Origin of the sequence: Bacillus sp. ISL-35, assembly GCF_018613355.1 — a bacterium.
Lineage (GTDB): Bacteria > Bacillota > Bacilli > Bacillales > Cytobacillaceae > Mesobacillus.
The window spans coordinates 330,214-354,726 of the sequence record NZ_JAGGQK010000002.1; the positions used below are offsets into that span (position 1 = coordinate 330,214).

At 43.9% G+C, this 24,513-nt stretch carries 19 protein-coding genes; 14 read left to right on the top strand and 5 right to left on the bottom strand.

The annotated features are described in order from the left end of the window. Nucleotides 1-27 precede the first annotated feature (27 nt). The gene (locus tag J7E38_RS04845) at nt 28-903 is read right to left on the bottom strand and encodes a metal-dependent hydrolase (RefSeq protein WP_214709903.1); all 876 of its coding nucleotides are present in this window, start codon (nt 901-903) and stop codon (nt 28-30) included. 150 nt (nt 904-1,053) lie between these two features. Here J7E38_RS04845 and J7E38_RS04850 point away from each other — a divergent pair, with 150 nt between their 5' ends. The 9 genes from J7E38_RS04850 to J7E38_RS04890 all read left to right on the top strand — a co-directional run bounded on the left by J7E38_RS04850 (nt 1,054) and on the right by J7E38_RS04890 (nt 15,146). Beyond that, the gene (locus tag J7E38_RS04850) at nt 1,054-2,628 is read left to right on the top strand and encodes a peptide chain release factor 3 (protein WP_214709901.1); all 1,575 of its coding nucleotides are present in this window, start codon (nt 1,054-1,056) and stop codon (nt 2,626-2,628) included. A 405-nt stretch (nt 2,629-3,033) separates the two neighbouring features. Then, nucleotides 3,034-4,431, top strand: coding sequence for a Na+/H+ antiporter NhaC (gene nhaC / locus J7E38_RS04855; protein ID WP_214709899.1), 1,398 nt, complete (start codon nt 3,034-3,036; stop codon nt 4,429-4,431). A gap of 534 nt (nt 4,432-4,965) precedes the next feature. Beyond that, nucleotides 4,966-8,232, top strand: coding sequence for an efflux RND transporter permease subunit (locus J7E38_RS04860; protein WP_214709897.1), 3,267 nt, complete (start codon nt 4,966-4,968; stop codon nt 8,230-8,232). 187 nt (nt 8,233-8,419) lie between these two features. Then, nucleotides 8,420-9,517, top strand: a complete 1,098-nt coding sequence (locus J7E38_RS04865) for an SDR family oxidoreductase (protein ID WP_214709895.1) — start codon at nt 8,420-8,422, stop codon at nt 9,515-9,517. Between the two features lie 31 nt (nt 9,518-9,548). Further along, entirely contained in the window at nt 9,549-11,096 is a 1,548-nt protein-coding gene (locus J7E38_RS04870) for an aldehyde dehydrogenase family protein (protein ID WP_214709893.1), read from the top strand. A gap of 228 nt (nt 11,097-11,324) precedes the next feature. Next, complete coding sequence (locus J7E38_RS04875) at nt 11,325-11,810, top strand: hypothetical protein (protein ID WP_215038198.1); 486 nt, start codon at nt 11,325-11,327, stop codon at nt 11,808-11,810. A gap of 195 nt (nt 11,811-12,005) precedes the next feature. Next, nucleotides 12,006-13,214, top strand: a complete 1,209-nt coding sequence (locus J7E38_RS04880; RefSeq protein WP_214709889.1) for a DUF5667 domain-containing protein — start codon at nt 12,006-12,008, stop codon at nt 13,212-13,214. A gap of 118 nt (nt 13,215-13,332) precedes the next feature. Then, nucleotides 13,333-14,079 carry an RNA polymerase sigma factor SigI gene (sigI, locus tag J7E38_RS04885; RefSeq protein ID WP_215038236.1) on the top strand — a complete coding sequence of 249 codons (747 nt, stop codon included), beginning with the start codon at nt 13,333-13,335 and terminating at the stop codon, nt 14,077-14,079. After that, the gene (locus J7E38_RS04890; RefSeq protein WP_214709885.1) at nt 14,076-15,146 is read left to right on the top strand and encodes an anti-sigma factor domain-containing protein; all 1,071 of its coding nucleotides are present in this window, start codon (nt 14,076-14,078) and stop codon (nt 15,144-15,146) included. Before sigI ends, J7E38_RS04890 begins: the two co-directional genes overlap by 4 nt. Nucleotides 15,147-15,233: 87 nt before the next feature. Here the strand turns inward: J7E38_RS04890 and J7E38_RS04895 are convergent, their stop codons facing one another. After that, nucleotides 15,234-15,434, bottom strand: coding sequence for an alpha/beta-type small acid-soluble spore protein (locus J7E38_RS04895; protein ID WP_214709883.1), 201 nt, complete (start codon nt 15,432-15,434; stop codon nt 15,234-15,236). Between the two features lie 277 nt (nt 15,435-15,711). On the opposite strand from J7E38_RS04895, the gene J7E38_RS04900 reads away from it, so the two are divergent. Continuing rightward, the gene (locus J7E38_RS04900; protein ID WP_214709881.1) at nt 15,712-17,067 is read left to right on the top strand and encodes a TrkH family potassium uptake protein; all 1,356 of its coding nucleotides are present in this window, start codon (nt 15,712-15,714) and stop codon (nt 17,065-17,067) included. A gap of 33 nt (nt 17,068-17,100) precedes the next feature. Here the strand turns inward: J7E38_RS04900 and J7E38_RS04905 are convergent, their stop codons facing one another. Continuing rightward, nucleotides 17,101-17,448 (bottom strand): DUF3905 domain-containing protein, encoded by a 348-nt coding sequence (locus J7E38_RS04905; protein WP_214709879.1) that lies wholly within the window; start codon nt 17,446-17,448, stop codon nt 17,101-17,103. 136 nt (nt 17,449-17,584) lie between these two features. Here J7E38_RS04905 and J7E38_RS04910 point away from each other — a divergent pair, with 136 nt between their 5' ends. Both J7E38_RS04910 and J7E38_RS04915 read left to right on the top strand, forming a co-directional pair. Next, the gene (locus tag J7E38_RS04910; RefSeq protein WP_186326636.1) at nt 17,585-17,746 is read left to right on the top strand and encodes a hypothetical protein; all 162 of its coding nucleotides are present in this window, start codon (nt 17,585-17,587) and stop codon (nt 17,744-17,746) included. Further along, nucleotides 17,746-17,889 (top strand): hypothetical protein, encoded by a 144-nt coding sequence (locus tag J7E38_RS04915; protein ID WP_215038255.1) that lies wholly within the window; start codon nt 17,746-17,748, stop codon nt 17,887-17,889. The genes J7E38_RS04910 and J7E38_RS04915 overlap by 1 nt, the downstream gene beginning before the upstream one ends. Before the next feature lie 16 nt (nt 17,890-17,905). On the opposite strand, the gene J7E38_RS04920 is transcribed toward J7E38_RS04915, so the two are convergent. Further along, nucleotides 17,906-19,666 (bottom strand): B12-binding domain-containing radical SAM protein, encoded by a 1,761-nt coding sequence (locus J7E38_RS04920; RefSeq protein ID WP_214709875.1) that lies wholly within the window; start codon nt 19,664-19,666, stop codon nt 17,906-17,908. A gap of 144 nt (nt 19,667-19,810) precedes the next feature. Next, a complete protein-coding gene (locus J7E38_RS04925) occupies nt 19,811-20,854 on the bottom strand; it encodes an acyltransferase family protein (protein WP_214709873.1) in 1,044 nt (347 codons plus the stop codon). A 344-nt stretch (nt 20,855-21,198) separates the two neighbouring features. Here J7E38_RS04925 and J7E38_RS04930 point away from each other — a divergent pair, with 344 nt between their 5' ends. Both J7E38_RS04930 and J7E38_RS04935 read left to right on the top strand, forming a co-directional pair. Further along, nucleotides 21,199-22,212: a 2-oxoacid:acceptor oxidoreductase family protein gene (locus J7E38_RS04930; RefSeq protein WP_214709871.1), complete on the top strand. Its 1,014-nt coding sequence runs from the start codon at nt 21,199-21,201 to the stop codon at nt 22,210-22,212. Then, the gene (locus tag J7E38_RS04935; RefSeq protein WP_214709869.1) at nt 22,212-24,506 is read left to right on the top strand and encodes a thiamine pyrophosphate-dependent enzyme; all 2,295 of its coding nucleotides are present in this window, start codon (nt 22,212-22,214) and stop codon (nt 24,504-24,506) included. Before J7E38_RS04930 ends, J7E38_RS04935 begins: the two co-directional genes overlap by 1 nt. Nucleotides 24,507-24,513 lie beyond the last annotated feature (7 nt).

Genomic DNA, 24,513 nt, shown 5'->3' on the forward strand with positions numbered 1-24,513 from the left:
TAGAAGAGCAGCCAATTGGCTGCTCTTTTATTTGGTCTGGGTTTTATCGATATATTCAAACAGGAACGATTGGCCATTTCGGTAAAAGCGCGGATCATAGACTCCGAGTTTCTCGCCATCATCGACGATGACTACAAATGGCGACCATTCGTAAAGCGTCTTTGCTTCTGGTTTCCTCGCAAAAAGTCCATTCAGGTCTGTTTCCTCAGCAGAAGTAAGCTCATATTGCAGCTTTCTGTCAGTGAACAGGTTGTCTTGAAAGATTTTAACGTCGCTGTCGTTTTTGGCTATTACCGTATATGTCCATGGAATAAAGCCGGCTGAAAGGGCAATCTGCTTATAATCATTTTCATACTGATTATAGATTAACCAGCCCTGGACACTCTGGACAACAATGTGCAGCGCAATGAAAACCCATGCTATTTTAAAATAATACGGACTTTTCGCTTTATTTTTCCGTGAAGCAATAAAAGCTGTCCCTAGTATGACCCAGAATACAAAGTCAATGATCGGGATTGTGCCGAAAGTGATCCTGATATTTGAATATGGTTCGAGATAGCCTGTTCCCCAGGCATTGAACAAATCACTTGTATTATGGATAAAGACTGCCAGCCAACCGAGGAAAAATAATTTGAGATCCTTCACTTTAAAGAGAAGAAAAGACAGCAATACAAACAACAATGCCCAAACTGGAGTCAGAAACACAGAATGAGTGATGCCTCTGTGCCACATTTGGTAAAGTCCTTCATTATCCCAAAATTGGGAAATGACATCTATGTCAGGAATTTGGCTTGCGCCAACAGCTGTCAGCAAATAGGCACGCTTTTGCGTTTTCTCCATATGGTTTTTATCAACGGCGCCATATAAGGCTAAGCCGAATAAAGTATGGGTAACTGAATCCACTTTCGCACCTCCTGAACTATTATTATAATAGTTCCAAGGAAATAATTAAAAGTTCTGATATGCATTTGCAGGATTGCAAACTTTCCTCCAGAAAGATAAGATTAATTTTATGAGGAATTTTGCCTTTAAACAGAAAGGAAACATCAAATCATGAAAAAATTACAAGATGAAGTATTATCACGCAGAACGTTTGCGATTATATCTCACCCGGATGCCGGGAAAACAACGCTTACGGAAAAGCTGCTGCTATTCGGCGGCGCGATCCGTGATGCGGGTACCGTAAAAGCGAAGAAGACAGGAAAGTTTGCGACGAGTGACTGGATGGAAATCGAGAAGCAGCGCGGAATTTCCGTTACCTCCAGTGTAATGCAATTTGATTATGACGGCTTCAAAGTGAACATCCTTGACACACCTGGACACCAGGACTTCTCCGAAGACACCTACAGAACATTGACAGCGGTAGACAGCGCTGTGATGATCATCGACTCAGCAAAAGGGATTGAGGATCAGACTCTCAAACTCTTCAAGGTTTGCCGCATGAGAGGAATCCCGATCTTCACTTTTATCAATAAGCTGGATCGCCAGGGGAAAGCACCTCTTGAATTATTAGCTGAACTTGAAGAAGTTCTTGGCATCGAATCATATCCGATGAACTGGCCAATCGGAATGGGCAAAGAGTTCCTCGGAATCTATGACCGATTCAATAACCGAATCGAGCAATTCCGGGTTGATGAAGACAAGCGTTTTATTGCATTGAATGAAGAAGGCGAAATTGATGGAGATCATTCCATGAAAGAGTCTTCACTGTATGAACAGACATTAGAAGAAATCATGCTTTTGGATGAAGCGGGAAATGAATTTTCCAAGGAAAGGATTGTCGATGGGACATTAACACCGGTATTCTTTGGCAGTGCCTTGACGACTTTCGGTGTTCAGACTTTCCTTGATTCCTATCTGCAATTCGCGCCTGCGCCACAGCCAAGGAACTCCACGGTAGGAGAAGTGGATCCTCAATCCGAAGAATTCTCAGGTTTTATTTTTAAGATCCAGGCTAACATGAACCCGGCCCACCGTGACAGGATTGCTTTCCTGCGCATTTGCTCAGGAAAGTTCGAACGGGGAATGACCGTCCAGCTTAGCCGGACAGGGAAAACGATGAAGCTTGCGCAGTCCACACAGTTCATGGCTGATGACCGCAGTACTGTTGAGGAAGCTGTTGCCGGTGACATCATCGGGCTTTATGATCCGGGCACATACCAAATTGGCGATACAATCGTATCTGGCAAGGAAGGATTCCAGTATGAAAAGCTTCCTCAGTTCACCCCGGAACTTTTCGTCAGGGTTTCAGCCAAGAACGTCATGAAGCAAAAGCACTTCCATAAAGGAATCCAGCAGCTTGTCCAGGAAGGAGCCATCCAGCTGTTCAAGACATTGAAGACGGAAGAGTACCTTCTCGGTGCTGTCGGACAGCTTCAATTCGAAGTATTCGAAGCCAGGATGCGGAATGAATATAATGTTGAAGTCATCATGGAAAGACAAGGCTCCAAAATCGCCCGCTGGATCGAAGGCGACGATGTGAACGAGAACCTGTCCAGCTCCCGAAGCCTGCTAGTGACTGACCGCTTCGACAAGAAAGTATTCCTGTTCGAAAATGAATTTGCCCTAAGATGGTTCCAGGATAAGAACCCGGAAGTAAAACTTTATAACCCTATGGATGCATCTTAAGATAACGAGAGTCGGCATAAAATAGCCGGCTCTTTTTTTATGGTGGAATTTAACCTATAGGTTTTGTGGAGCCGAGTCTAACACACAAACAGTTTCTTCTTGACGTACTATTACTTTCATAATATAGTAATAGTATTCTATAACGCTTTTATGCATAAAAGCGTTTAAGTGAAAAAGAGGGATTGTGCTGACAGACCCTAGTAGAATTCCCACGAGCAGCGAAAAGAAACTGGATGGCAGCTGAAAATCCAGGCGGTGGCAAATTCGAAATACACCTGTCTTAGAAGGCACTGTTAATTAAGTGGGTAGACAAATTGTTTGCCAATTAGGGTGGTACCGCGGAGCTCCTTCGTCCCTAAACGTTGAGGAGTTTTTTGCATTTTACGATTAATTGGAGGAATCAGCATGATCCATCAAAATGAATCTATCACCTTAAAAACTTTCGAAGCCGCAGCAGTAATAGTATTGCTTTTGTCAGGAATTAGCTATGGCATGATCAAGCTGGAACTAATGCCCCATATTCCTGTCATCATTGGGATCATGGCGCTGACGATTTATGGTTTAATGAAAAAAATCAAGATGGCCGACCTTGAAAAAAGCATGGTTGAGGGTGCGAAGGCAGGCCTTGGTGCAGTAATGATATTTTTCTTCATCGGGATGCTTGTCAGCAGCTGGATTGCTGCTGGTACCATTCCGACTCTGATATTCTTTGCATTTGATCTGGTGACTGGCAAGTGGTTCTACGCAATTGTCTTTATCATCACATCCATAGTTGGGTTGAGCATAGGCAGCTCGTTGACCACCTCAGCTGTGATCGGGGTTGCTTTTATCGCAGTCAGTGAAGCACTGGGTTTCTCCCTGGCTATTACAGCCGGAGCAGTGATTTCGGGTGCCTTCCTGGGGGATAAAATGTCGCCGCTCTCAGATACGACGGTTCTGGCTTCATCCACTGTTAAGGTGGACCTGTTTGAACATATTAAAAATATGTCCTGGACAACGGTCCCTGCGTTCTTCATTTCGCTTATTTTATTTGGGTTTCTATCACCGGAGCTCCATTCAGCGGATTTCACCCAACTAGAGAATTTGCAGAACACCCTTATGAAGATGAATCTTGTACACTGGTACTCTTTGATTCCGCTGGCAGTGATCGTGGTTCTGGCTATTAAAAAAGTCTCATCAATTATGACCCTTACAGCAGGGACTCTGGCAGCGATGGTGATCAGTATGTTTATTGTCCCAATGCAAGAGTGGGAAGCGCTGCCCGGAATCTTATATTCTGGCTATGTTTCTGAGAGCGGAAATGCCCAGTTGGATTCACTGTTGTCAAGGGGCGGAATTGAAAGTATGTTCTTTTCCGTAACACTTGTCCTGCTTGCCTTGAGCATGGGCGGATTGCTTTTCAAGCTAGGGGTTCTGCCTGCGTTATTACAAGGTCTGGCCGGCAGTCTGGAAAAAGGGCCGGTGCTGATTGGTTCAGCAGCACTTTCTGCTCTTGGAATCAACTTGCTGATCGGTGAGCAATACCTTTCGATCCTTTTGACAGGGAATACATTCGCAGACCATTTTGAAAAAGCCGGGCTCCACGCGAAAAACCTGTCCCGGGTCCTCGAGGATGCAGGAACAGTTACCAATCCGCTTGTCCCATGGAGTGTGTGCGGTGTTTTCCTCAGCAGCGTCCTCGGAGTCAGCACAATGGAATATGTCCCATTTGCATTCTTTTGCCTGCTTTCACCGGTATTGACCCTTGCAGCAGGCTTCACCGGCATAACATTATCAAAAACTGGGAAAAACGCGGTGGCTTAGGCTACCGCGTTCTTTTTTTGGGTAAGTATGTGCCCGAAACCCGAGAGAACAGGAGATTTGGGTAATATAAAACCTAATTATGTGCCCGAAACCCGAGAGAACAGGAGATTTGGGTAATATAAAACCTAATTATGTGCCCGAAACTCAGAGGAACAGAGAATTTGGGTCACATAAACCCCGAACATGTGCCCCAAACTCCGTGGAAGAGAAGAATTGGGTAACATAAACCCCGAATATGTGCCCGAAACTCAGAGGAACGGAGGAATTGGGTAACATAAACTTCAATTATGTACCCATAACCCAAAAAAACGATCAAGTTGGGGCACATCCCTAATGATAAAACTAGGCACAGTCAGTGTCTTAAATTTTCATAAATCCGTTGCTTCATTTAAAATGGAGGGTATGTTAAAAATTGTTCTTAAACATTGCATATTTGATAGTTGAATTATCCTTGATGCTTCACTATATTTAGAATGGTATCTTTTAAAAAACGTCCGGTCAGTCATAAGGTTTACCGCCGAAAGGAGTTAGCGTATGAAAATCAGCAATTTTTCGATCAGGAGACCTGTTTTTACATTGGTTACGATGTTTTTGGTCTTGATTCTCGGGGTGGTTTCATTGATGAGGATTCCATTGAAACTCATTCCGGATATAAATCCGCCTGTTGGCGTGGTCGTGACCAATTATGAGGGAGCAAGTCCTGAAGAGGTTATGGAGAAGGTGACAAAGCCTCTGGAAGCAAATCTGGCGACACTGCCGGGAATCAAGACGATGACATCGACTTCGCAGGAGGGTGCAAACCTGATCCTGATGCAGTTTTCATGGACAACCAATATAGATGATATCCAGGATGAAGTCATTCAAAGACTGGATATGACGCCTATTCCGGACGATGCGAATAAGCCGAGGTTCATGAAGTTTGACCCGTCTCAATTCCCGATCATCCAGCTATCGCTTAGCTCTGGAAAGGATGAATCCGCGCTAAGGGAACTTGCTGAAGAGCTTGAACTGGAACTAACCAAGGTCGAAGGGGTCGCCAGCATCAACTTATCAGGGACATCTGTCCGTGAAGTGAGGGTGGAACTGGACCAGGAAAAGTTGAGAGATTATAAACTGAGTCAGTCGGATATTGTTGATCTGATCAGGGCGAATGATGTCTCGATGCCGGGTGACACGATATTGACTGAAGGCAAAGAACTGACCACGAGGATCATCAGTACTCTGGATTCACTGGATACATTGAAGAATCTGACGGTGTTCACCAATCCGGTGACGAAACAGAAGGTCAAACTGGCGGATGTCGGGAACGTCGAACTGCAAAAACAGGATGACCGGACAATCACAAGGACGAATCAGACCCCGTCAGTGCTGCTGAGTGTCCTTCAGCAGTCTGATGCGAATACGGCAGCAGTATCAAAAGCGTTCCTTGATGAGCTGGAAACTTTGCTTGAGAAAGATAAATACGCTGGAATCAAGTCCGATGTACTCTTTGACCAGGGCGATTATATAAAACTTGCGATCGGCAATATTTCAAACTCGCTTATTGTCGGGGGACTCTTGGCGATGCTGGTGCTGTTCTTCTTCCTGAGAAATGTGAAGAGTCCGCTCATCATCGGGATTGCCATTCCTTATTCCGTAATTTTTACGTTCGTATTGATGTTTTTCGCTGACTTTACTTTGAATATCATGACGCTCGGCGGCCTGGCTCTCGGGATTGGGATGCTCGTGGATAATGCCATTGTTGTCATTGAAAATATTTACCGGCATCTGTCGATGGGCAAGGATCCGAAAACCGCAGCCAGGGATGGTTCCAGGGAAGTCGGCGCTGCCATTACTGCTTCGACTTTGACGACAGTAGCCGTGTTTTTACCGGTTGTATTCATTTCCGGAATCATAGGGGAACTGTTCACAGAATTTGCATTGACGATCTCATTCAGTCTGTTTGCTTCATTGGTGGTCGCGTTGACAGTTGTCCCGATGCTCGCAAGCAGACTGCTGAAGGCGCCTAAGAAAAACATCGAAGCGAGAAGGCAGCGCTCCGGCTCGATGAGAGGACTGGAGAAATCGATCAGATGGGCTCTGCGGCATCGTTTTGCTGTCATTCTGATCACACTGCTGATGCTGGCCGGAGGCGCTTATGGAGTGACGACGGTCGGTACGCAATTTATCCCGCCGACGGATGAAGGCTTCTTCAGCATCAGGGTAAACCTTGAAAATGGGTCAGCATTGACAGAGACGGAAAAGGTTCTGGCAGCACTGGAAGATAAGTTGAAAGATGAAGAAGATGTTGATGTCTACGTAAGTCTGGTTGGAACAACCCAGGAGGCCTCGTTCAGAGGCACAACGAATGCAAACATCGGAGAATTGTATGTGAAAATGGATGAGCTGGAGGAAAGGGAGGTCAGTACCTTCCAATTTGTTGATGATGTGAAAAAGGAACTTGAGCAAGCTGCAGCTGAGGCAAACAGCAGTGCTGAGCTGAGTTTCAATCTCCAGTCCACATCAGGTTCAGCTCCGAACACACTTACATTCAATGTTCGTGATTCCAGTGAAAAAAGGCTGAATGAATCGGTTGAAAAAATATATAATTCCCTGAAGGACTTTGACGATGTCAATGAATTGACAACGAGCCAAAATGACACAGTCGAAGAAGTCCAAATCACAGTTGACAGGGAAAAGGCGCTCGCACAGGGTCTGGCACCTGCGCAAGTAGCGATGGTTGTAAACAATGTGACAAGAGGGGATATGGCGACCCAAATGCCTGGGGAGGATGAAGAGATTCTCGGTGTCTATGTGGAATATGACAGCGATGTAACCCAGAATATCGATAATCTAAAAAAACTGCTGATTAAGAAGCCTGATGGCAACTATGTTTCACTTGGCCAGATTGCCAATATAGAAACTGGCAGCGGTCCTGTTAAAATCCAGAGAATCAACCAGCAGGGTGCAGTTGAATTCACAATGAAGTACAAGTCTTCAACTAACCTTGGAGATATGTCCAAGCAAGTGGATAAAAAGATAGAAGAGCTTGATTTGCCTGATGAAACCGAGATTGTTTTCAGTGGGGACAGAGAACTTCTCGAATCTTCCATTGATGACTTGCTGCTTGCTTTCGTTCTCGCAATCATCCTGATTTATCTTGTCATGGCTGCCCAGTTCGAATCCCTGAAGTATCCATTTGTCATCATGTTCACTGTGCCGCTGATGGTGATTGGGGTTGCCATTGCATTGACCGCAACGCAAACTCCAGTGAGCCTAACGGTCATTATAGGGATCATTGTCCTCGCAGGGATTGTAGTGAACAACGCGATTGTGATTGTCGATTACATCAATCAGAAGAAAGAGCGCGGCCTGAATCCGCATGAGGCGATTGTTCTCTCGGTAAAAGACCGGGCACGCCCAATCCTGATGACCGCTTTAACTACGATTCTTGGGTTGATTCCGCTCGCACTCGGAATCGGCGAAGGAACCGAAATCAATCAGCCAATGGGGATAACCGTTATTGGCGGGTTGATCAGCAGTACGCTCCTGACACTCTTCGTCATTCCGGTGGTCTACAGCTTTTTCGACAGGGACTATCGCAGAAGGAATAAAATGTATGCAACACCAGATGGCCATCTTGTACCAGCCTATCTGCTGAAAGAGCATACAGATTCAGAATATGAAACAGGAGTCGAACAGCAGACAAAATCCTTCCAGAAAGGGAAATACTCAAAGGAAGAGATGGCAGGTATGCTGGAAGAACTTCTCCAACACATAAAGGAAGAAGATTCAACTCAAGATTTTAGAAGAAGAAGATAATACGTGATGCCTGGCTGGAAATAGCCGGGCATTTTTTTATGGAATAGAACATCACGATAAACGAGGGACTTCAATCAAGAATCATACCCGTTATTCATCGTATTTTTCAGAATAGTCAGCAAAGTGATTGCGGATATAAGCGCTTATCGATAAAATATAGCTAATTACTGTGTTTAGGAGGACGTCCATGGAATACGGATATTTTTTCACTGGCTTTCCAGGATTCATCAGCAATCAATTGATCAGGGAAGTATTACGGAGGAATGAAGGGAAAGGGACGGTTTATGTCCTCGTATTGCCTGCTATGGCTGAAAAGGCAGAGGCTGAGAGGGCTGCAATTGTTAAGGACTTTAACCTTGATGAAAGTCGATTTGAGATTTTAACAGGTGACATAACGGTTTCCGGTCTGGATATATCTCCGGTAAAGGCTGATCAGCTTGAGAAGAACGTTACCCATGTGTTCCACCTTGCAGCCATATATGACCTGGCAGTTCCTAAGGACATCGCCTACCGGGTGAATGTTGAAGGGACCAGGAATGTGAATGAATGGGCAAAAAGATTAAAAAATATTCAACGCTATACGTATTTCAGCACAGCATATGTTGCCGGTAAACGAGAGGGAATCCTTTATGAAGACGAATTAATCAAGCCACCCGGCTTCAAAAACTTCTATGAGGAGACTAAATATGAAGCTGAAGTCTTGGTAGACTCTCTTAAGTCGGAGATTCCGGTCACCATTATCAGGCCGGGAATCGTGAAAGGCCATTCGAAAACGGGGGAAACCATTAAATTTGATGGCCCATATTTTATCATGAATTTTATCGACCGGCTTGGTTTCATGCCTTTCTTGCCAAAGCTTGGCACGGGCGAAACTGTTGTCAATCTCGTTCCCGTGGATTATATTATTGAAGCGACCACCTATTTGACATTTGCAGAAATTGGGTCAGGCAAGACGTATCATCTAACTGACCCGAAACCTTACAAAGTCTCAGAGCTGTATGAAATGATGATGTTTGAATTGTTGAAGAAGCAGCCAGTGGGTTCGGTGCCTTTATCCCTGGCTAAGGCAGGGCTTCAGTTCAGGGGCTTGAGAAGGTATCTTGGTGTTGAAAAGGAAGCGCTTGATTATTTTACGTGGAAAGGCCGTTTTGACTCTTCGCAGGCCCAGGACGATTTGAAAGACTCAGGGATTGTATGTCCTGATTTCAGGGATGGGATTGCTTCAATGGCAGCCTTTTACCGCGAGAATAAGCATAAGCCGCATTATCAAATAAACATAATATAAATACTTGATCAGTATAGGCAGGTGAATGAATGTGCATTCAGTTGAAGATATACGGAGAATGCCTGTTGTCGCACCGGCTACAGGAAAAATAATCGCTGAAATGGAAGAGACGCCTGTCCATGAAATGCCTTACTTTTATGAGCGGGGCAGGAAGGCCTTCGCCAGTTGGAGTACTTTGCCAATCGCTCAGCGGATGGGTTACTTAAGAAAGCTCAAACAGTTAATGGTGGATGAGATGGACGAGATTGCGAGGGTCATTTCTGATGATACAGGGAAGGTGTTGACCGAAGCAATTGTGGCTGACATTATGCCAACACTTGATGCGATCGACCACATCATCAGGCATGCTGAAAAGGTCCTAGGCACGCAAAAAGCAAAAACGCCATTACTGCTGTTCGGCAAGAAATCATTCATAGAATATATGCCTCGTGGGGTGGTTCTGGTGATCTCCCCCTGGAATTATCCTCTTCAGCTGGCGATGGTTCCGATGATTAGCGCCCTGGCAGGAGGAAACTCTGTTATTTTAAAGCCGTCAGAGGTAACCCCGCTAGTCGGAAAATGTATCGAAGAGCTGTTCAAGCGTTCGGGATTCCCTGATGGGACCATACAGGTGGCCCACGGAGGAAAAGAAGTTGGCGCCGCCTTCACGGCCGGCAAGCCTGATTATATCTTTTTCACAGGCTCTGTACGCACCGGCAAGATCATTCAGCAGCAGGCAGCAAAAGATCTAATCCCGACTACCCTTGAACTGGGCGGGAAGGACCCGATGATCGTTTTCGGCGATGCCAACCTGGATCGGGCAGCGAAGGCTGCTGTCTGGGGTGCTTTTACGAACAGCGGCCAGGTTTGCATGAGTGCTGAGCGCCTGTATGTTGAACGGACAGTATATGGAGACTTCCTTGAGAAATTGAAGGGTGAAGTGCAATCACTCAGGCAGGGGGATGACATCGATGCAGATGTAGGTTCCATGACCTTTCCAGCCCAGAAGAACGTGGTTAGGGAGCAGCTGGAGGAAGCGCTTCTGCGCGGAGCGAAATTGGTGACAGGGCTTAAACCTGAGGAGTGGAAGGAAGGCATGTACCTGCCGCCAACGGTTGTTACGGATGTTGAACAGGATATGAAAATCATCCAGGATGAGACTTTCGGACCGTTGCTTCCAGTGGTTCCATTCGATACCGAAGGAGAGGCCATTGTCTATGCGAATGGCACAGCTTATGGGTTAAATGCAAGCGTATGGACAAAGGACAAGGAAAAGGCACGCCGTGTTGCGTCCCGCCTGGTGTCCGGAGCTGTCGTCATCAATGACGTCATCATCACTGTCGCCAATCATGGTCTCCCGTTCGGCGGTGCAAAGGAAAGTGGCATTGGGCGCTATCATTCCGAAGCAGGGTTGAGGATTTTTTGCCATGAAAAAGCGATAATGGAGGACCAGGGTTTCATGCAATCAGAGATTCAATGGTATCCCTATAAAGGAAAGTATCCATTATTCCTGGACTTGTTCAAGAGCTATTTTTCCGAGAAAAGAGATTGGGTCACCTTCGCAAAGAATTATGTCTCACTTTTAAGAAGCAATAAATAAATGTCAGCCGTCCTTTAATTGAGGGACGGCCTTTATTTTTGTTTGCTATAGTGAGGGGATTTAGGGGTCTTTTAGATTATTTCTTAACAATTAACTGGAAAAATGATAATTCAAAGCACAATTTGGACAATCTAAAACAAGTAGAAGAACGAAAAGGATGAAAAAGACCAATTTGAAATTGAAGGAATTTGCACTCATACAATGAAAGTCCAATAAATCGTTTAAAGGATGAATCTTGTCGTGGCGATAAAAAAGAAATTAACCAAACTAGAAGCGGTAATGTGGAGCATCGCACTGCCTGGATTTGCCCAATTGTTGACGGGTAATCTTGTGAAGGGCATATTATTTGTCTTACTCGAGTTCCTTGTTAACGTGAAAAGTAATTTCAACAAAGGAATAATGTACAGCTTCCTTGGTGAGACGGGAATGGCCATGCAGGTGATGGATTATCAATGGCTGATGTTTTACCCCTGTCTATACATGTTCGCCATGTGGGATGCATATAGGAGCGTGATGCCAGAAGATGAAAAGATTACTTTTTTGCCTTTCGTATTTTCGGCTTACTTTGTGACTGTTGGGTTAATGATTTCACCCAAGATCAAGATTTTTGGGATTTTTCCAGGTCCGGTGTTTTTGCCGATGATGTTTGTCATTCCAGGAGTACTGATCGGTTTATTGATCAGGAAACTGATCTTAAGGTTCTATAGTGAATGAACAATCTACATACTAATCCTGCCCGGTAGGGTTTGCAAAAAAATCAAGGTTACAGCAATGAAGAGATAATTCCGGTCGACTATAGACTGGAATTTTTTATTTTTTTCAGTAAAACCCCCATAACCCCCCAGGTGCAAACGTAACCATTTAGTGATTAAAGCGGCCGCTCTTAAAAACACATGAGGTGAACAGAGAATGAAGAAACTATCTAACCAAGAGATGAAGAAAATCGCAAAGAGTACCCTAGCTCTAGTGCTTGCTGGAACATTCACATTTTCCCCGGTTGCAATGGCAGAAGAAAACCATTCTGATCTGGAAACAGTAGAAATGCAAAATGTCAGTCCAGAAGAAATTGAAGAAGCAAAATCCCAGGTGGAAGAACTGGAAGAAATCAATCCAACGCTGATTCCTGGAGATTTCTTCTACTTTGCCAAAATAGCATTGGAGAAAATCAAGCTTGCTTTTACATTTGATCAGGCTGAAGAAGCAGAATTGCTTGCTGCATATGCATCAGAACGCCTTGCTGAAGCTGGGGCTTTGTTCGCTGAAGGAAAAGAAGAAGAAGCGCTTAAAGTGATTGAAGCGGCTGTTCAATACATGGAAACCACTCAGGACATCGTCGATCAGGAAACATCAAATGACGCAGAAGAGGACCTAGCTTCTGAAGCCGGAACGGTCTCTGAAGAAGATGGTGAAGATAAAGAAGCTGAGGAGTCTGCTGAAGAAGAAGTGGAACCAGCAGATGATGCTGATGCGGTTGAACAAACTGACGAAGATACAGACGAAGCCACTGATGAAGAAGAAGTGGTTGAAAATGAAGACGATGATGCTGTAAGCGAGGATCCTTTTGAGGAGATCGAAGGAATGCTCAGGCAGAATATCATTGCATTAAAAGCAGCTATGGAGCATGTAGGCAATGAAAATGCAAGGGCACAGCTTCAAAAGAATATTGACAAGACATATGCCAAGATGGCGAAGAAATTGGCGAAAATAGAAGAAAAGTACGGTGAGAAGCCAGCAGAAGAAGATCAAAATGACCAGGTTGAACCAATTGAATTAGAACCTGTGGTTGAGCCAGATCTCCTGCCTGCAGATGAAACACCTGAAACTGAAGATGATGTTGTAAAAGTTGAAGAAACAATGCCTGCTGATGATGATACAGCAGTTGCTGCTCCTGTAAAGGCGCAAAAAGAAAAAGCCAAGCAAGAGCGTAAGGCTGAAAAGGCTGCTGTGAAACAAGAGCGTAAGGAAGCAAAGCAGCAGGTGAAAGAAGAAAAGCGTCAGGCAAAGCAGGTGAAGAAAGAGGAAAAGCACCAGGCTAAGCAAGGCAAGAAAGAAGAAAAGAAAACACACAACAAAGCACAACACGGAAATGGCCACGGAAAAGGGAATGACAAAAATTAATATCGTTTGAACAATAGACTCGAAAAGATAGCCCGAAACGGCTATCTTTTCCCTGCCTAACCACAATAGAGAAATTGACAGATATGATATAATGTGTGGAGGAAAAGAGGTGAGGCTATTGCTAAGTTTATTGTTCATGGCAAAGAAAAAGCGCAGGCCGCTGGAAGAAACCGTTGAAAAAATCCACCAGGGGGATGCTGCACTTAGAGAAGAATTAATTGATTCTTACAAACCTTTTATTGCCAAGACTGTTTCGTCTGTCTGCAAGAGGTACATACATGAGTCTGACGATGAATTTAGCATTGGCCTCATCGCCTTTAATGAGGCAATCCAGAAATATTCATCCGAAAAAGGGAATTCCTTGTTGAGTTTTGCAGAAGTGATGATTAAACGGAGGGTTATCGATTATATCCGCCAGCAGAGCAGGAATCAAAACCTGAGCTTTAATATCTCTAATGACCCAAATGAGGAAGAGCAGCATCGGTCTACACTTGAAGATGAGCTTTCACTTGATGAGTTCCGTAAAAAAACAGAACAGGAACTCAGAAGAGAAGAGATCATCCAATTCCAAACAATATTATCTGAGTTTGATTTATCATTCCAGGACTTGCTGGAACAGTCACCAAAGCATGCTGATGCCCGGAAAAATGCCATGCTCGTCGCAAAGGCGATGGTAGAAAATGAAGAATTGAAGGGCTTGCTGCTCGAGAAAAAACGACTGCCAATCAAGCAACTGGAAGAAATGGTCAAAGTCAGCAGAAAAACTATAGAGAGAAACAGAAAATATATTATTGCAATTGCACTTATTTTAATTGGGGATTATGTGTTTTTAAAGGATTATATTAAAGGGGTGTTGGAGACATGAGAAAAGGAGTAATCCTTGAAATCAATGATCTTTACCTAACATTGTTGACCCCCGAAGGCGAGTTTTTGCGCGCCCGAAAGCTTCAGCAAGACTATCAGGTAGGAGAAGAAATTCACTTTTTTCCAGAATCGGAAAAAGCAAAGAGAAGAAAGTTAGACGTTTCATTTTTAACTAGTCTTAAGGCAAGGTCAATCATGCTGGCTGCAGCACTTATGCTTGTCATGGCTGCAATCCTGCCTGTTTACCAGGACGGACAGGTATACGCATATATGTCCATAGATGTGAATCCGAGCATAGAAATGGCGGTCAATGATGATTTGAAGGTTCTTCAAATGGAAGGATACAATCCGGAAGGGAAACAAATTATCACAGAATTAGAGGGCTGGAAGAAGAAAGATGCTGCCCTTGTTGCAGAAATGATTCTTGATAAAATTGAGGCCCAGGGATATTTTAGCAATAAGAATGAAGTCGTCATTGCAACAGTCCATAAAACAAAGGCAAAAAAATCAGTGGATCGGAAATTGGAACAAAAAATTGCTGAAATCAAGAAGTCAACAACCGATGAAGATTTGAATCTTAAGGTAATGGAAGCAACGAATGAAGACAGGGAGAAGGCTGTTAAGCAGGGTGTTACGACTGGTGTGTATAAAGAGAAGCAAAAAACAGCTGCACCAAAGCCGGTTGAAAAAGAAAAGAAAGCCGAGCCAAAGAAAGAGAAGAAGGAGCCGATTCAACAGCCTGTAAGGCAGGAACCGGAGCCGGAGCAAAAAAGAAAGGAAGCACCAGGCCAGGTAAAGAAAGATAAACCGGAGCCACCAAAAGGCAATTCAAATTCAGAACAGCGAAGGAATCCAGCTTCTGATAAAAAGAACGAGAAAGATAATTCTAATTCCGGATCGAACGGCAACGGCCAATCAAATAAGAAACATGCTACTAATAGGAGCAGTAAGCCTGATCCCAGTGGACAAAAATATAAAAATGATAAAAAGCCGAATGTGAATCAAAACCAGAATAATGGCCAAAGAGGAAAAGCTGGGAACCCAAAAGACAATTCAGGCAAAAAATAGAGAATGTCAAAAGTCCGGAACGTGGTTCCGGACTTTTTTCCATATCTATATTCGGTTTTAGTTACGTTGCTGAGGACTTGCTATATTTTATTCTTGTCTTTGTCCAGAAAGCTGGGCCTGTGCCTGCTGAACTAAACGTTTGGTGATTTCTCCTCCAACTGAACCATTTGCTCTGGAAACAGTATCTGAGCCTAAGTTTACGCCAAACTCCTGGGCAATCTCATATTTCACCTGATCCATGAATTGCTCTACACCAGGAACCAGCAATTTATTTGAATTTCGAGCCATGTTTTCATCTCCTTTTATAGGTTTACAGAGAAAAATCTCTGTATGAATAGTTTGGACATTGCGGACAACTTCATGAATGGTAACTTTTATATCATGGATTTTTCGTTCCGATTCTCTAAAGGTGATCTGCGCGTTCTTACCCAGAAAGCAGAAGAATTTGTGCAAAGGTGCCTCATCCATAATAAGTGGCTATGGGAACTGCAGGAAAATACTTTATTAATCCGTTGAATTTCTTTATCATAGGTAGTAATGAACTGAGAACTGAAAGGATATAAGTATGTGGATTAATATAAGAAGAAGGTTAAACAAATTATCTCCGGCACAAATCATTGTGGCGTATTATTTAATTGCCGTAATGGTCTCCATGAGTTTATTGAGCCTGCCTGTTGCCATACAGCCAGGTGCAAAATGGACTTTTATGGATGCGTTGTTTACTGCAGCAAGTGCAGTCAGTGTGACCGGCCTGTCCGTTGTGACAATTCGTGATACCTTCACTGTTCAAGGAATTTTTATACTCATGTTTGTCCTTCAGTTTGGCGGCATCGGCGTCATGGCCCTTGGAACTTTTTTTTGGCTGATCATCAGGAAGAAGATCGGCTTGAAAGAACGCAGGTTGATTATGATGGACCAGAACCAAACCAATATGTCCGGTCTTGTGAAAATGCTGAAGGATATCCTGATCATCATCGTGATCATTGAATTGATGGGTGCTCTGCTTCTGGGAATATACTTTCTTAAATACTTTCCAACATGGCAGGAAGCTTTTCTCCACGGTTTGTTTGCATCCATAAGTGCCACAACCAATGGAGGCTTCGATATTACCGGTGCCTCAATGATTCCATACGCTCAGGATTATTTTGTGGTGACAATCAATATTCTTTTGATTACTCTAGGGGCAATTGGTTTCCCTGTGTTGGTTGAATTGAAAAGCTTCCTTTTCAGGAGAAAAAAGAGTGCTCCGTTTCATTTTTCACTTTTTTTGAAGATCACTACACTGATGTTTCTCATTCTCCTGATTTTCGGTACAATCGCTATTTGGGGTCTGGAATTCAATCATTTCTTCTCCGATAAGTCATGGCTTGATTCTTTCTTTTATGCGTTCTTCCAATCGGCGACAACAAGAAGTGGCGGTCTGTCCACGATGGATGTCAATGATTTTACAGACCCGACGTTATTCCTGATGGCAGCACTGATGTTTATAGGGGCATCACCAAGCTCTGTCGGTGGAGGAATCCGGACCACTACCTTTGCACTAAACCTCTTATTCCTCTATCATTTTGCCCGAGGAAGGAGAGCAATCAAGATCTTTAACAGGGAGCTGCACCAGGATGACATCATCAAATCACTTGTTGTTTCAATTATGGCTGTCATGATTTGTTTTCTTGCTGTCATCATCATGATGGTGACAGAGGACCATGGATTGCTTGCGATCATCTTTGAAGTTGCATCTGCCTTTGGGACAACTGGATTATCAATGGGGATTACACCCGACCTATCAAATATTGGCAAATTGGTCCTGATCATCCTGATGTTCATCGGAAGAGTAGGAGTCATTTCCTTCCTGCTGATCATCGGCGGAAAAACAACCAAGGAAAGCATCGGTTTTCCTAAGGAACGTGTGATTATTGGATAAATGTTAAAAATCCGGGAGAATTCCCGGATTTTTTTAATCCTGACCCTTGCTCACATCTTTTGTTGGATGCATGAATGGATAGCCCTGTGGTTTTCTCTTTTCCTCGAGAAGGTCTCTGTTTTCTGCTGTGTTCCAGCCGATGTCATTGGTAGGATGGACCCATTCGTCACCAGCCATGACGGCCGGATCTGTCTCATCCGACCAATTTTCCAGCGGTGAATCCTCAGAAGCGTAAAGGCTGTCACCGATAATCACGCCATGCTCATTCCTAAAGGGTGGTTTCATCTCCATTCCGGTATCCTTGAAGCTTGGAGCGTTGATTTGATGGGGCAATGTTTCTTCGATATCCAATGGTTTTAGCTCGTGATCATTCTTTGCCATTTCTGCTCCTCCTTTTTGAGTTTATCTTTTGTTGTATGAAGCTTTTTATAAGAGAGTTCAGTTTGTAAAATAAGGTAATCAAAACTGTACATAGCAAATCACACATTGAAAAAAATAAAGGATGGAGGTGGTTAGAATGGCTAAAAGGAAGGCAGAAAGAAATGCTGTGGCTAAATATACAAACACACCTAAGAAGAATCTTCAGGAAAGTGAATTTTCTGCTGAATTTGCTCATGGTGAAGATCCGGGGAAATTTGCAAACAGGAATTCAAAGCAGGGCAGGAAAGGAAGAGCATGATGAAAAAGCATGAAGTCCGGCACCAGAAGCCTTTGAACGTTGAATTCGGCATGGAATTTGGCGATTTTAATGCGGGGAAGTTTTATGAACAGCCTTTTGCTGGTAAAAAGGTGAAACATAAAGCCGAAAAGGACTGTAAATAGAAAAAAGCCGGCTTAATCAAGCCGGCTTAAAATTTTCCTGTTTAAATGGGAAAAAATAAGGTTTTTCTGATTTAGAATCAAAATAGACAAGGAGATGTGACGGAGAATTCTCCATTACTCCATGTTTGATCAGTTTATCCAGATCGATTGTGATATCTTCTAGCAGAGTGTGTTTGTATAGATCCTTTTCATTCATCTTCAAATTAGTGAACTGATGGCCAAGCGCCTCGGGATTCTTGATGATATCCCTGTATAATTCAGACCGCTGCTTTTTGTCAGATGTCAGCTCCCACCAGGGCTTACGGGGCTTGTATTTCATGCTGGCGAGATAGTCGTATTTCATCAAACTGACAATCTGCTCAAGGTGGTCCACACCCTTTTCCTTCAGGAACTGGTATAGCCTTTTATATAAGTCTTCAAGCTGGTGACCGATCCTCGACCATCCTTTTGTTTCCCAGTAGGATCCGAATTCCTGGAAGAAGTCGAATGGGGAGGGGAAGACGCTGGTGACCAGGAATTCAACAGTATGGTCCATTCTGTGATCATTCCAATATTTCTCAAGCACATCCTCAACCTGCTTGATCTTAATGATATCATTGAAATCAAGTACATTATTCCCGAGGATTTCATATGGGGAATGGTCCATATAGATATAATCATGTTCAGGAGCTCTCAGCCTCAAACCAGTCCCTCTTAGCATCTTCAGGAAGCCTAGCTGCAATTCTTCCGGCCTCATCGCAAACACATCATTGAAGGTTTTCTTGAACGATTGATAATCTTCTTCCGGCAAACCGGCGATCAAATCAAGGTGCTGGTCAATCTTGCCGCCTTCCTTGACCATTGTGACAGTCCGTTTCAGTTTATCAAAATTCTGTTTTCTCATGACAAGTTCATTTGTATAATCATTCGTGGACTGGACTCCGATTTCAAAGCGGAACAATCCTGCAGGTGCTTCCTCGTTCAGGAAGGCAATAACCTCGGGCCGCATGATGTCCGCAGTGATTTCGAATTGGAATACGGTCCCGGGGAGATGCTCATCGATCAGGAATCGGAACATTTCCATAGCATAGCTCCGGCTGATATTGAACGTCCTGTCCACGAACTTGATGGTCTTCGCACCATTTGCCATTAAATAGCGGATATCATCCTTGATCTTTTCCCTGTCAAAGTAACGTACACCGACTTCGATAGATGAGAGGCAGAATTGACAGCTGAATGGACAGCCGCGGCTCGTTTCAATATACGTGACCCTTTTGGAAAGGTGTGAAGCATCCTCTTCGAAGCGATATGGAGAGGGGAGGTCTTTTAGGTCAAGCTTGTTGCGCTGAGGATTCAGCTGGATGCTTTCTCCATTCCGGTAGGCGATGCCGGGTACTCCTGAAAAGTCCTGTTCTTTTGAGTATCCTTCAAGAAGCTGTTTGAATGTCTGTTCACCCTCACCGATGACAATCACGTCGAAATCAGGCACTTTTTCCATCCATTCCTGGACATCATAGGTAACCTCAGGGCCTCCGACGACAATCAAGATGTCTGAATTGATTTTTTTGATCATTTTAATGACTTTAATGGTTTCTTCGATGTTCCAAATATAGCAGCTGAAACCAATCACATCAGGTTTCTTTTGGATCAGGTCTGACACGATGTTGATCACAGGGTCTTTTATTGTGTATTCAACAATGCTCGCATCGAATTCCGGCTGAGCATATGCCTTGAGGTATCTAATGGCAAGATTCGTGTGTATATACTTCGCGTTTAGCGTTGTTAAGACGATATTCATGTAAAAATCTCCTTTATAAAAATCCACAGCAAGTCAACTTCCAATTATATCTCAGTTTAGACAAAAAAGACAGGTTGAATCCTGTTGAAGAAAAAGGAAAGAGCCATTCTCGATGAATGGCTCTTGGCAATTTTTAGTCATAATTTACTGGCTCAACAGCTTTCGGCGATAGAAGCGGACGATGGCTGCCATCCTGGTTTTAAGACGGTTGATCCTGGATGTCTTGAATTCGATTAGCGGCTGTGCGAATGCGGCCGCATATTTGCTTGACAGCAAGAAAGTAAGCACCAGGGCGATGAATGCCAGCAGGATAAAACGTTCGGGACTGTGGAAAAAGTTCTGGACCTCGCTTTCGCGGAAGGTCCGGACAAAAAATCCATGCAGTAAATACACATAAAGTGTATTTTTCCCAAGGTCAGTAAAGAAATATTGCTTTTTAGGTACGATTGTCAGGAAACTGAACACCATCAGCAAGCTTAACAGGTAAAAACTTAAACGTGTGAACATGCTTGAAATCGATGCAGCTTCCATCATTGAATAGGGCTTTGATCCAAGGAGCCATTTATAGTCAATATCCGGATTGAAATAGAATCCTAAAAATACGACTGTGAATGCAACGAGTGCTCCAATTTTAAATGAAGGCCTGGTCAATGTTTTGATATGGTCCTTTGTTAAATGGTATCCAAGCAGGAACAACGGAAAGAATACGAATGTCCTGGAGAGACTCAAATAATTGGATATCCAATCAACATAGCCCACGCCAAGTCCTAGTCCAAATGCAATCAAAAGACCTGTCGGTGCGCTAAGCCTTGCAAAGCCGATCAGCATAAGGTTCCAGCAGAACAGGCTGATCAAAAACCATAATGACCAGTGCGGATTCAGCGGATCGATCGTAAAGGTCGATTTGCTGTAAAGAAAATAGAAAAAAATTGAATAGATGAGTTGAAAAATGAAATATGGCAGAATCAATTTCTTTGCTATTTTCATTACATAACCTTTTTTGTTGAAGCCTCTTGCAAAAAAGCCTGAAACCAGGATGAAGGCTGGCATATGGAATGTATATATGACTTTATAAATATTGTAGATCATTTCATTGTCTTCAATGAACGAGCGCAAAAGATGGCCAAAGACGACGAAAAAAATCAAGATAAACTTGGCATTGTCAAAGTAGTAATCTCGCTGTTTCATATTTCCTCCCTTAATTAGAGACCCCCAAAAAATACTCACCTATATTTACCCTTTTCAAGACAAAGACAAACCAGGCTATTTGCTCAAAATTAAGGAAATGGTTCCTGGTTCAGGAATACTTTCCTGAATCAGGGTTTACTGCTGTATTAATACAATTTTCTCTCTGTTATATAAAAGGAATTCATTATAGCATACGGATTAAGTGAATTATTTTTGGGTGTGTTCTAATAAAAAAATTCAAATGTTTGATATATGTCACAGCTTAATCATTTTGTTATCTATAAAATTAAAAGTGGGGAATGTTCACATTCAATAACCTTAACAACAAAATTGGGAGGGAGATTATGTCTATCTTACCGAAGAAGAATGAATTAGGGTTTTATGAGATAAGACTTGAATCGATTGGGGGGCTTGGCGCGAACCTTGCCGGAAAGATGCTTGCCGAGGCAGGAGTTCTCGGTCTTGGGCTGAATGGTTCCAACTTTTCTTCATATGGATCGGAGAAAAAAGGCTCGCCGGTGAAAAGCTTTGTCCGGTTCTGTGACCCAGAAACGGAAATTAGAGTCCATAGTCCGATAGAAGAGCCACAGGTAGTCGGTGTCTTCCATGAAGCGCTTTATAAAACGGTTGACGTTGTCAGCGGCTTGCGGCCCGACGGAATCCTGCTCGTGAATTCAACAAGGGGTTTTGATGAAATCAAACAAGACCTTCAGCTGGAATATGGAACACTCGCGATTGTCGATGCACTTTCAATTGCCGTTGAGGAAAAAACGAAGGTGAATACCGCAATGCTTGGTGCCTTGTACCGCATTATTGACTTTCTTGATCCCGACGCAATGAAACATGTAATCCGTAAAACTTTCGAAAAGAAATATCCTCATCTGGTGGAACCGAACATAAGAACATTCGAAAGAGGCTATAATGAGGTCCAGTTCAAGACATACGAGCTTGAAGAAGGAGCACAGGGCAAGGGTTTCAAGCGTCCTATGCCGCTGCTTGGGTATGAAACGCAGGGTCTTGGCGGAGTCATTACAACTCAGGCAAACAGCATCCTGAAAGATCTAAGCGGTTCCAGACAGGGATTCGTGCCGCAATTTAACCAGGCAGACTGCATCAACTGCGCAGCATGTGACACTGCATGCCCTGACTATTGCTTTGTCTGGGAAGAAGGTGAAGACAAGCGCGGCAGAAAGCAAATGTTCCTGAAGGGAATCGACTACCAATATTGCAAAGGATGCCTGAAATGTGTCGAGGCATGTCCTACAACGGCATTAAGCGAACTAAGGGAAATGATTGGCTATGCCGAGGAAAACCAAGTAAAACAAAATTATCCTTATGTGACTGGAGGGGTTTCTTAATGTCCATTCTTGAAGAGAACGTAAAAGCAATGAGCACAGCAGAGCAGTTGACCACTTTTGAATCGGGAAATGAAATGGCGGCAATGGCTGCAGCTCAGATCAATTATCATATCATGGGCTATTTTCCAATCACCCCTTCAACAGAAGTCGCCCAGTATCTCGATCTGATGAAAGCAAGGGGCGAGCATGATATCAAGTTGATCCCTGCTGATGGCGAGCATGGTTCCGCTGGTATCTGCTATGGAGCTGCCGCAACAGGAGCGCGTGTGTTCAACGCAACAAGCGCGAACGGATTGATGTATATGCTTGAGCAGCTTCCGGTCCAATCGGGAACACGGTATCCAATGGTTCTGAACCTGGTCACGCGCTCCATCAGCGGTCCGCTTGATATCCGCGGTGACCATTCGGATCTGTATTTTGCCTTGAATACCGGGTGGGTGATCCTTACAGCAAGGACTCCTCAAGCAGTTTATGATATGAATATCATGGCACTGAAAATAGCCGAGCATTCCGATGTCCGCCTGCCGGTCATGGTTGCCTATGATGGCTTCTTTACGTCGCATCAAAAACGGAAGGTGAATTATTTCAAGGACCGCGCAGTCGTTCAGAAATTTGTAGGAGAGGCACCGACTGAATACAATTTCGCACGAGATCCCAAGAAGCCGTTGACGATCGGAGCACATATGAATGGCGACGACTTGACCAATAACCACTTCCAGCAATCTGAAGCGATATACAGAGCGAAAGATGTTTATAAAGAAGTGGCTGCTAAGTATGCGAAACTGTCAGGACGGGGTTATGACATTCTCGATCTCTATAAAATGGAGGATGCGGAAGTAGCGCTATTTCTTTTGAACTCAGCTGCAGAGTCTGCCAAGGATGTTGTTGACAGGCTGAGGGAGCAAGGAATCAAGGCTGGTGTCATCAGCCCTAACATCATCCGTCCTTTCCCAGCACAGGAAATCAGGGAAGCTTTAAAGAATGTGAAATCCCTTCTTGTTGGGGAAAGAGCTGATTCTTACGGCGGGCATGGTCCAAACCTGACTCATGAAATCAAGTCCGCGCTTCAGGAAGACAGGAACAATGAAACCATCGTCCTGAGCAGGGTGTTCGGCCTGGGAGGAAAGGACTTTTATGCAGATGATGCTGAAGCATTTTTCGCTATGGCGATTGACGCTATGGAAAAAGGCTATGCTGAAAAACCTTTCGACTACTACGGACATATTCCGGGCGAACCCGAAAAGACATTAAAGACTGTCATTGAGCCGCAGCACGGTGACGTGTATAAATCAGGACTGATCCAGGTAACAAGGGATGAAGAGAAAAACAAACTGAATGTTAAAATTCCGCCATTAAGGGCGCTGACCTCAAAGCCAAAACGTATTGCCTCCGGTCATGGTGCTTGTCCGGGCTGCGGTATTTTTGGCGGCCTTGAAATGTTCTTCAAAGGCATTGAAGGAGATCTTGTCATCCTGTTCCAGACGGGCTGTGCGTATGTTGTTACAACAGCGTATCCTCACACCTCCCATAAACAGACAACCATCCATAACCTGTTCCAGAATGGGGCAGCAACATTGTCAGGGACGCTGGAAGCATTCCTTGAATTGAAGCGGCGCGGTGAGATCGAAGTGTCAGCAGATGCGACATTCGTGATGGTAACCGGAGATGGCGGCATGGATATCGGTATGGGATCAGCAATCGGAACAGCGCTTCGCGGCCATAAACTGATCATGCTTGAATATGATAACGAAGGATATATGAATACAGGTTCGCAGCTTTCCTATTCCACTCCGTTTGGGCATATGACCAGCACTTCAAATGTAGGGAAGGCCCAAAAAGGAAAGGCGTTCCACCATAAGGATACTGCCCAAATCATGGCTTCAACCAATATACCTTATGTCTTCACGGGTACCGAGGCATTCCCTCAGGATCTTTTGAAAAAGGCTGCGAAGGCACAATGGTATGCCCAGAATGTTGGAACTGTATATGGCAAGCTGCTGATCACTTGTCCGCTTAACTGGAAGTCAGAAGATCGCTATGGACAGACGATCGTAGAAGCGGCTGTCAATTCCAACTTCTTCCCGCTTTATGAGGTGGAGGAGGGGGTCACGAACATAACGTATGATCCTGAAGCGAAAAACAAAAAAATCCCTTTGTCAGACTGGCTAAAATATATGGGAAAAACAAAGCATTTGTTAAAAGAAGAAAACAAAGACATGCTTGTTGAATTCGAAGAAGAAGTTGAAAAAAGATGGCAGCGCCTTAAGGCGAAGCACGAAAACGAATATCTATAATATTTTA

What these genes read in the sequence shown, in the direction of transcription:
- nhaC (WP_214709899.1), top strand. Translation starts at nt 3,034, where the DNA reads ATGATCCATCAAAATGAATCTATCACCTTAAAAACTTTCGAAGCCGCA.
- J7E38_RS04920 (WP_214709875.1), bottom strand. Translation starts at nt 19,666, where the DNA reads ATGAATATCGTCTTAACAACGCTAAACGCGAAGTATATACACACGAAT.
- J7E38_RS04905 (WP_214709879.1), bottom strand. Translation starts at nt 17,448, where the DNA reads ATGGCAAAGAATGATCACGAGCTAAAACCATTGGATATCGAAGAAACA.
- J7E38_RS04935 (WP_214709869.1), top strand. Translation starts at nt 22,212, where the DNA reads ATGTCCATTCTTGAAGAGAACGTAAAAGCAATGAGCACAGCAGAGCAG.
- J7E38_RS04890 (WP_214709885.1), top strand. Translation starts at nt 14,076, where the DNA reads ATGAGAAAAGGAGTAATCCTTGAAATCAATGATCTTTACCTAACATTG.
- J7E38_RS04850 (WP_214709901.1), top strand. Translation starts at nt 1,054, where the DNA reads ATGAAAAAATTACAAGATGAAGTATTATCACGCAGAACGTTTGCGATT.
- J7E38_RS04930 (WP_214709871.1), top strand. Translation starts at nt 21,199, where the DNA reads ATGTCTATCTTACCGAAGAAGAATGAATTAGGGTTTTATGAGATAAGA.
- J7E38_RS04875 (WP_215038198.1), top strand. Translation starts at nt 11,325, where the DNA reads ATGAATCTTGTCGTGGCGATAAAAAAGAAATTAACCAAACTAGAAGCG.
- J7E38_RS04915 (WP_215038255.1), top strand. Translation starts at nt 17,746, where the DNA reads ATGAAAAAGCATGAAGTCCGGCACCAGAAGCCTTTGAACGTTGAATTC.
- J7E38_RS04880 (WP_214709889.1), top strand. Translation starts at nt 12,006, where the DNA reads ATGAAGAAACTATCTAACCAAGAGATGAAGAAAATCGCAAAGAGTACC.
- J7E38_RS04910 (WP_186326636.1), top strand. Translation starts at nt 17,585, where the DNA reads ATGGCTAAAAGGAAGGCAGAAAGAAATGCTGTGGCTAAATATACAAAC.
- J7E38_RS04865 (WP_214709895.1), top strand. Translation starts at nt 8,420, where the DNA reads ATGGAATACGGATATTTTTTCACTGGCTTTCCAGGATTCATCAGCAAT.
- J7E38_RS04860 (WP_214709897.1), top strand. Translation starts at nt 4,966, where the DNA reads ATGAAAATCAGCAATTTTTCGATCAGGAGACCTGTTTTTACATTGGTT.
- J7E38_RS04900 (WP_214709881.1), top strand. Translation starts at nt 15,712, where the DNA reads ATGTGGATTAATATAAGAAGAAGGTTAAACAAATTATCTCCGGCACAA.
- J7E38_RS04925 (WP_214709873.1), bottom strand. Translation starts at nt 20,854, where the DNA reads ATGAAACAGCGAGATTACTACTTTGACAATGCCAAGTTTATCTTGATT.
- J7E38_RS04895 (WP_214709883.1), bottom strand. Translation starts at nt 15,434, where the DNA reads ATGGCTCGAAATTCAAATAAATTGCTGGTTCCTGGTGTAGAGCAATTC.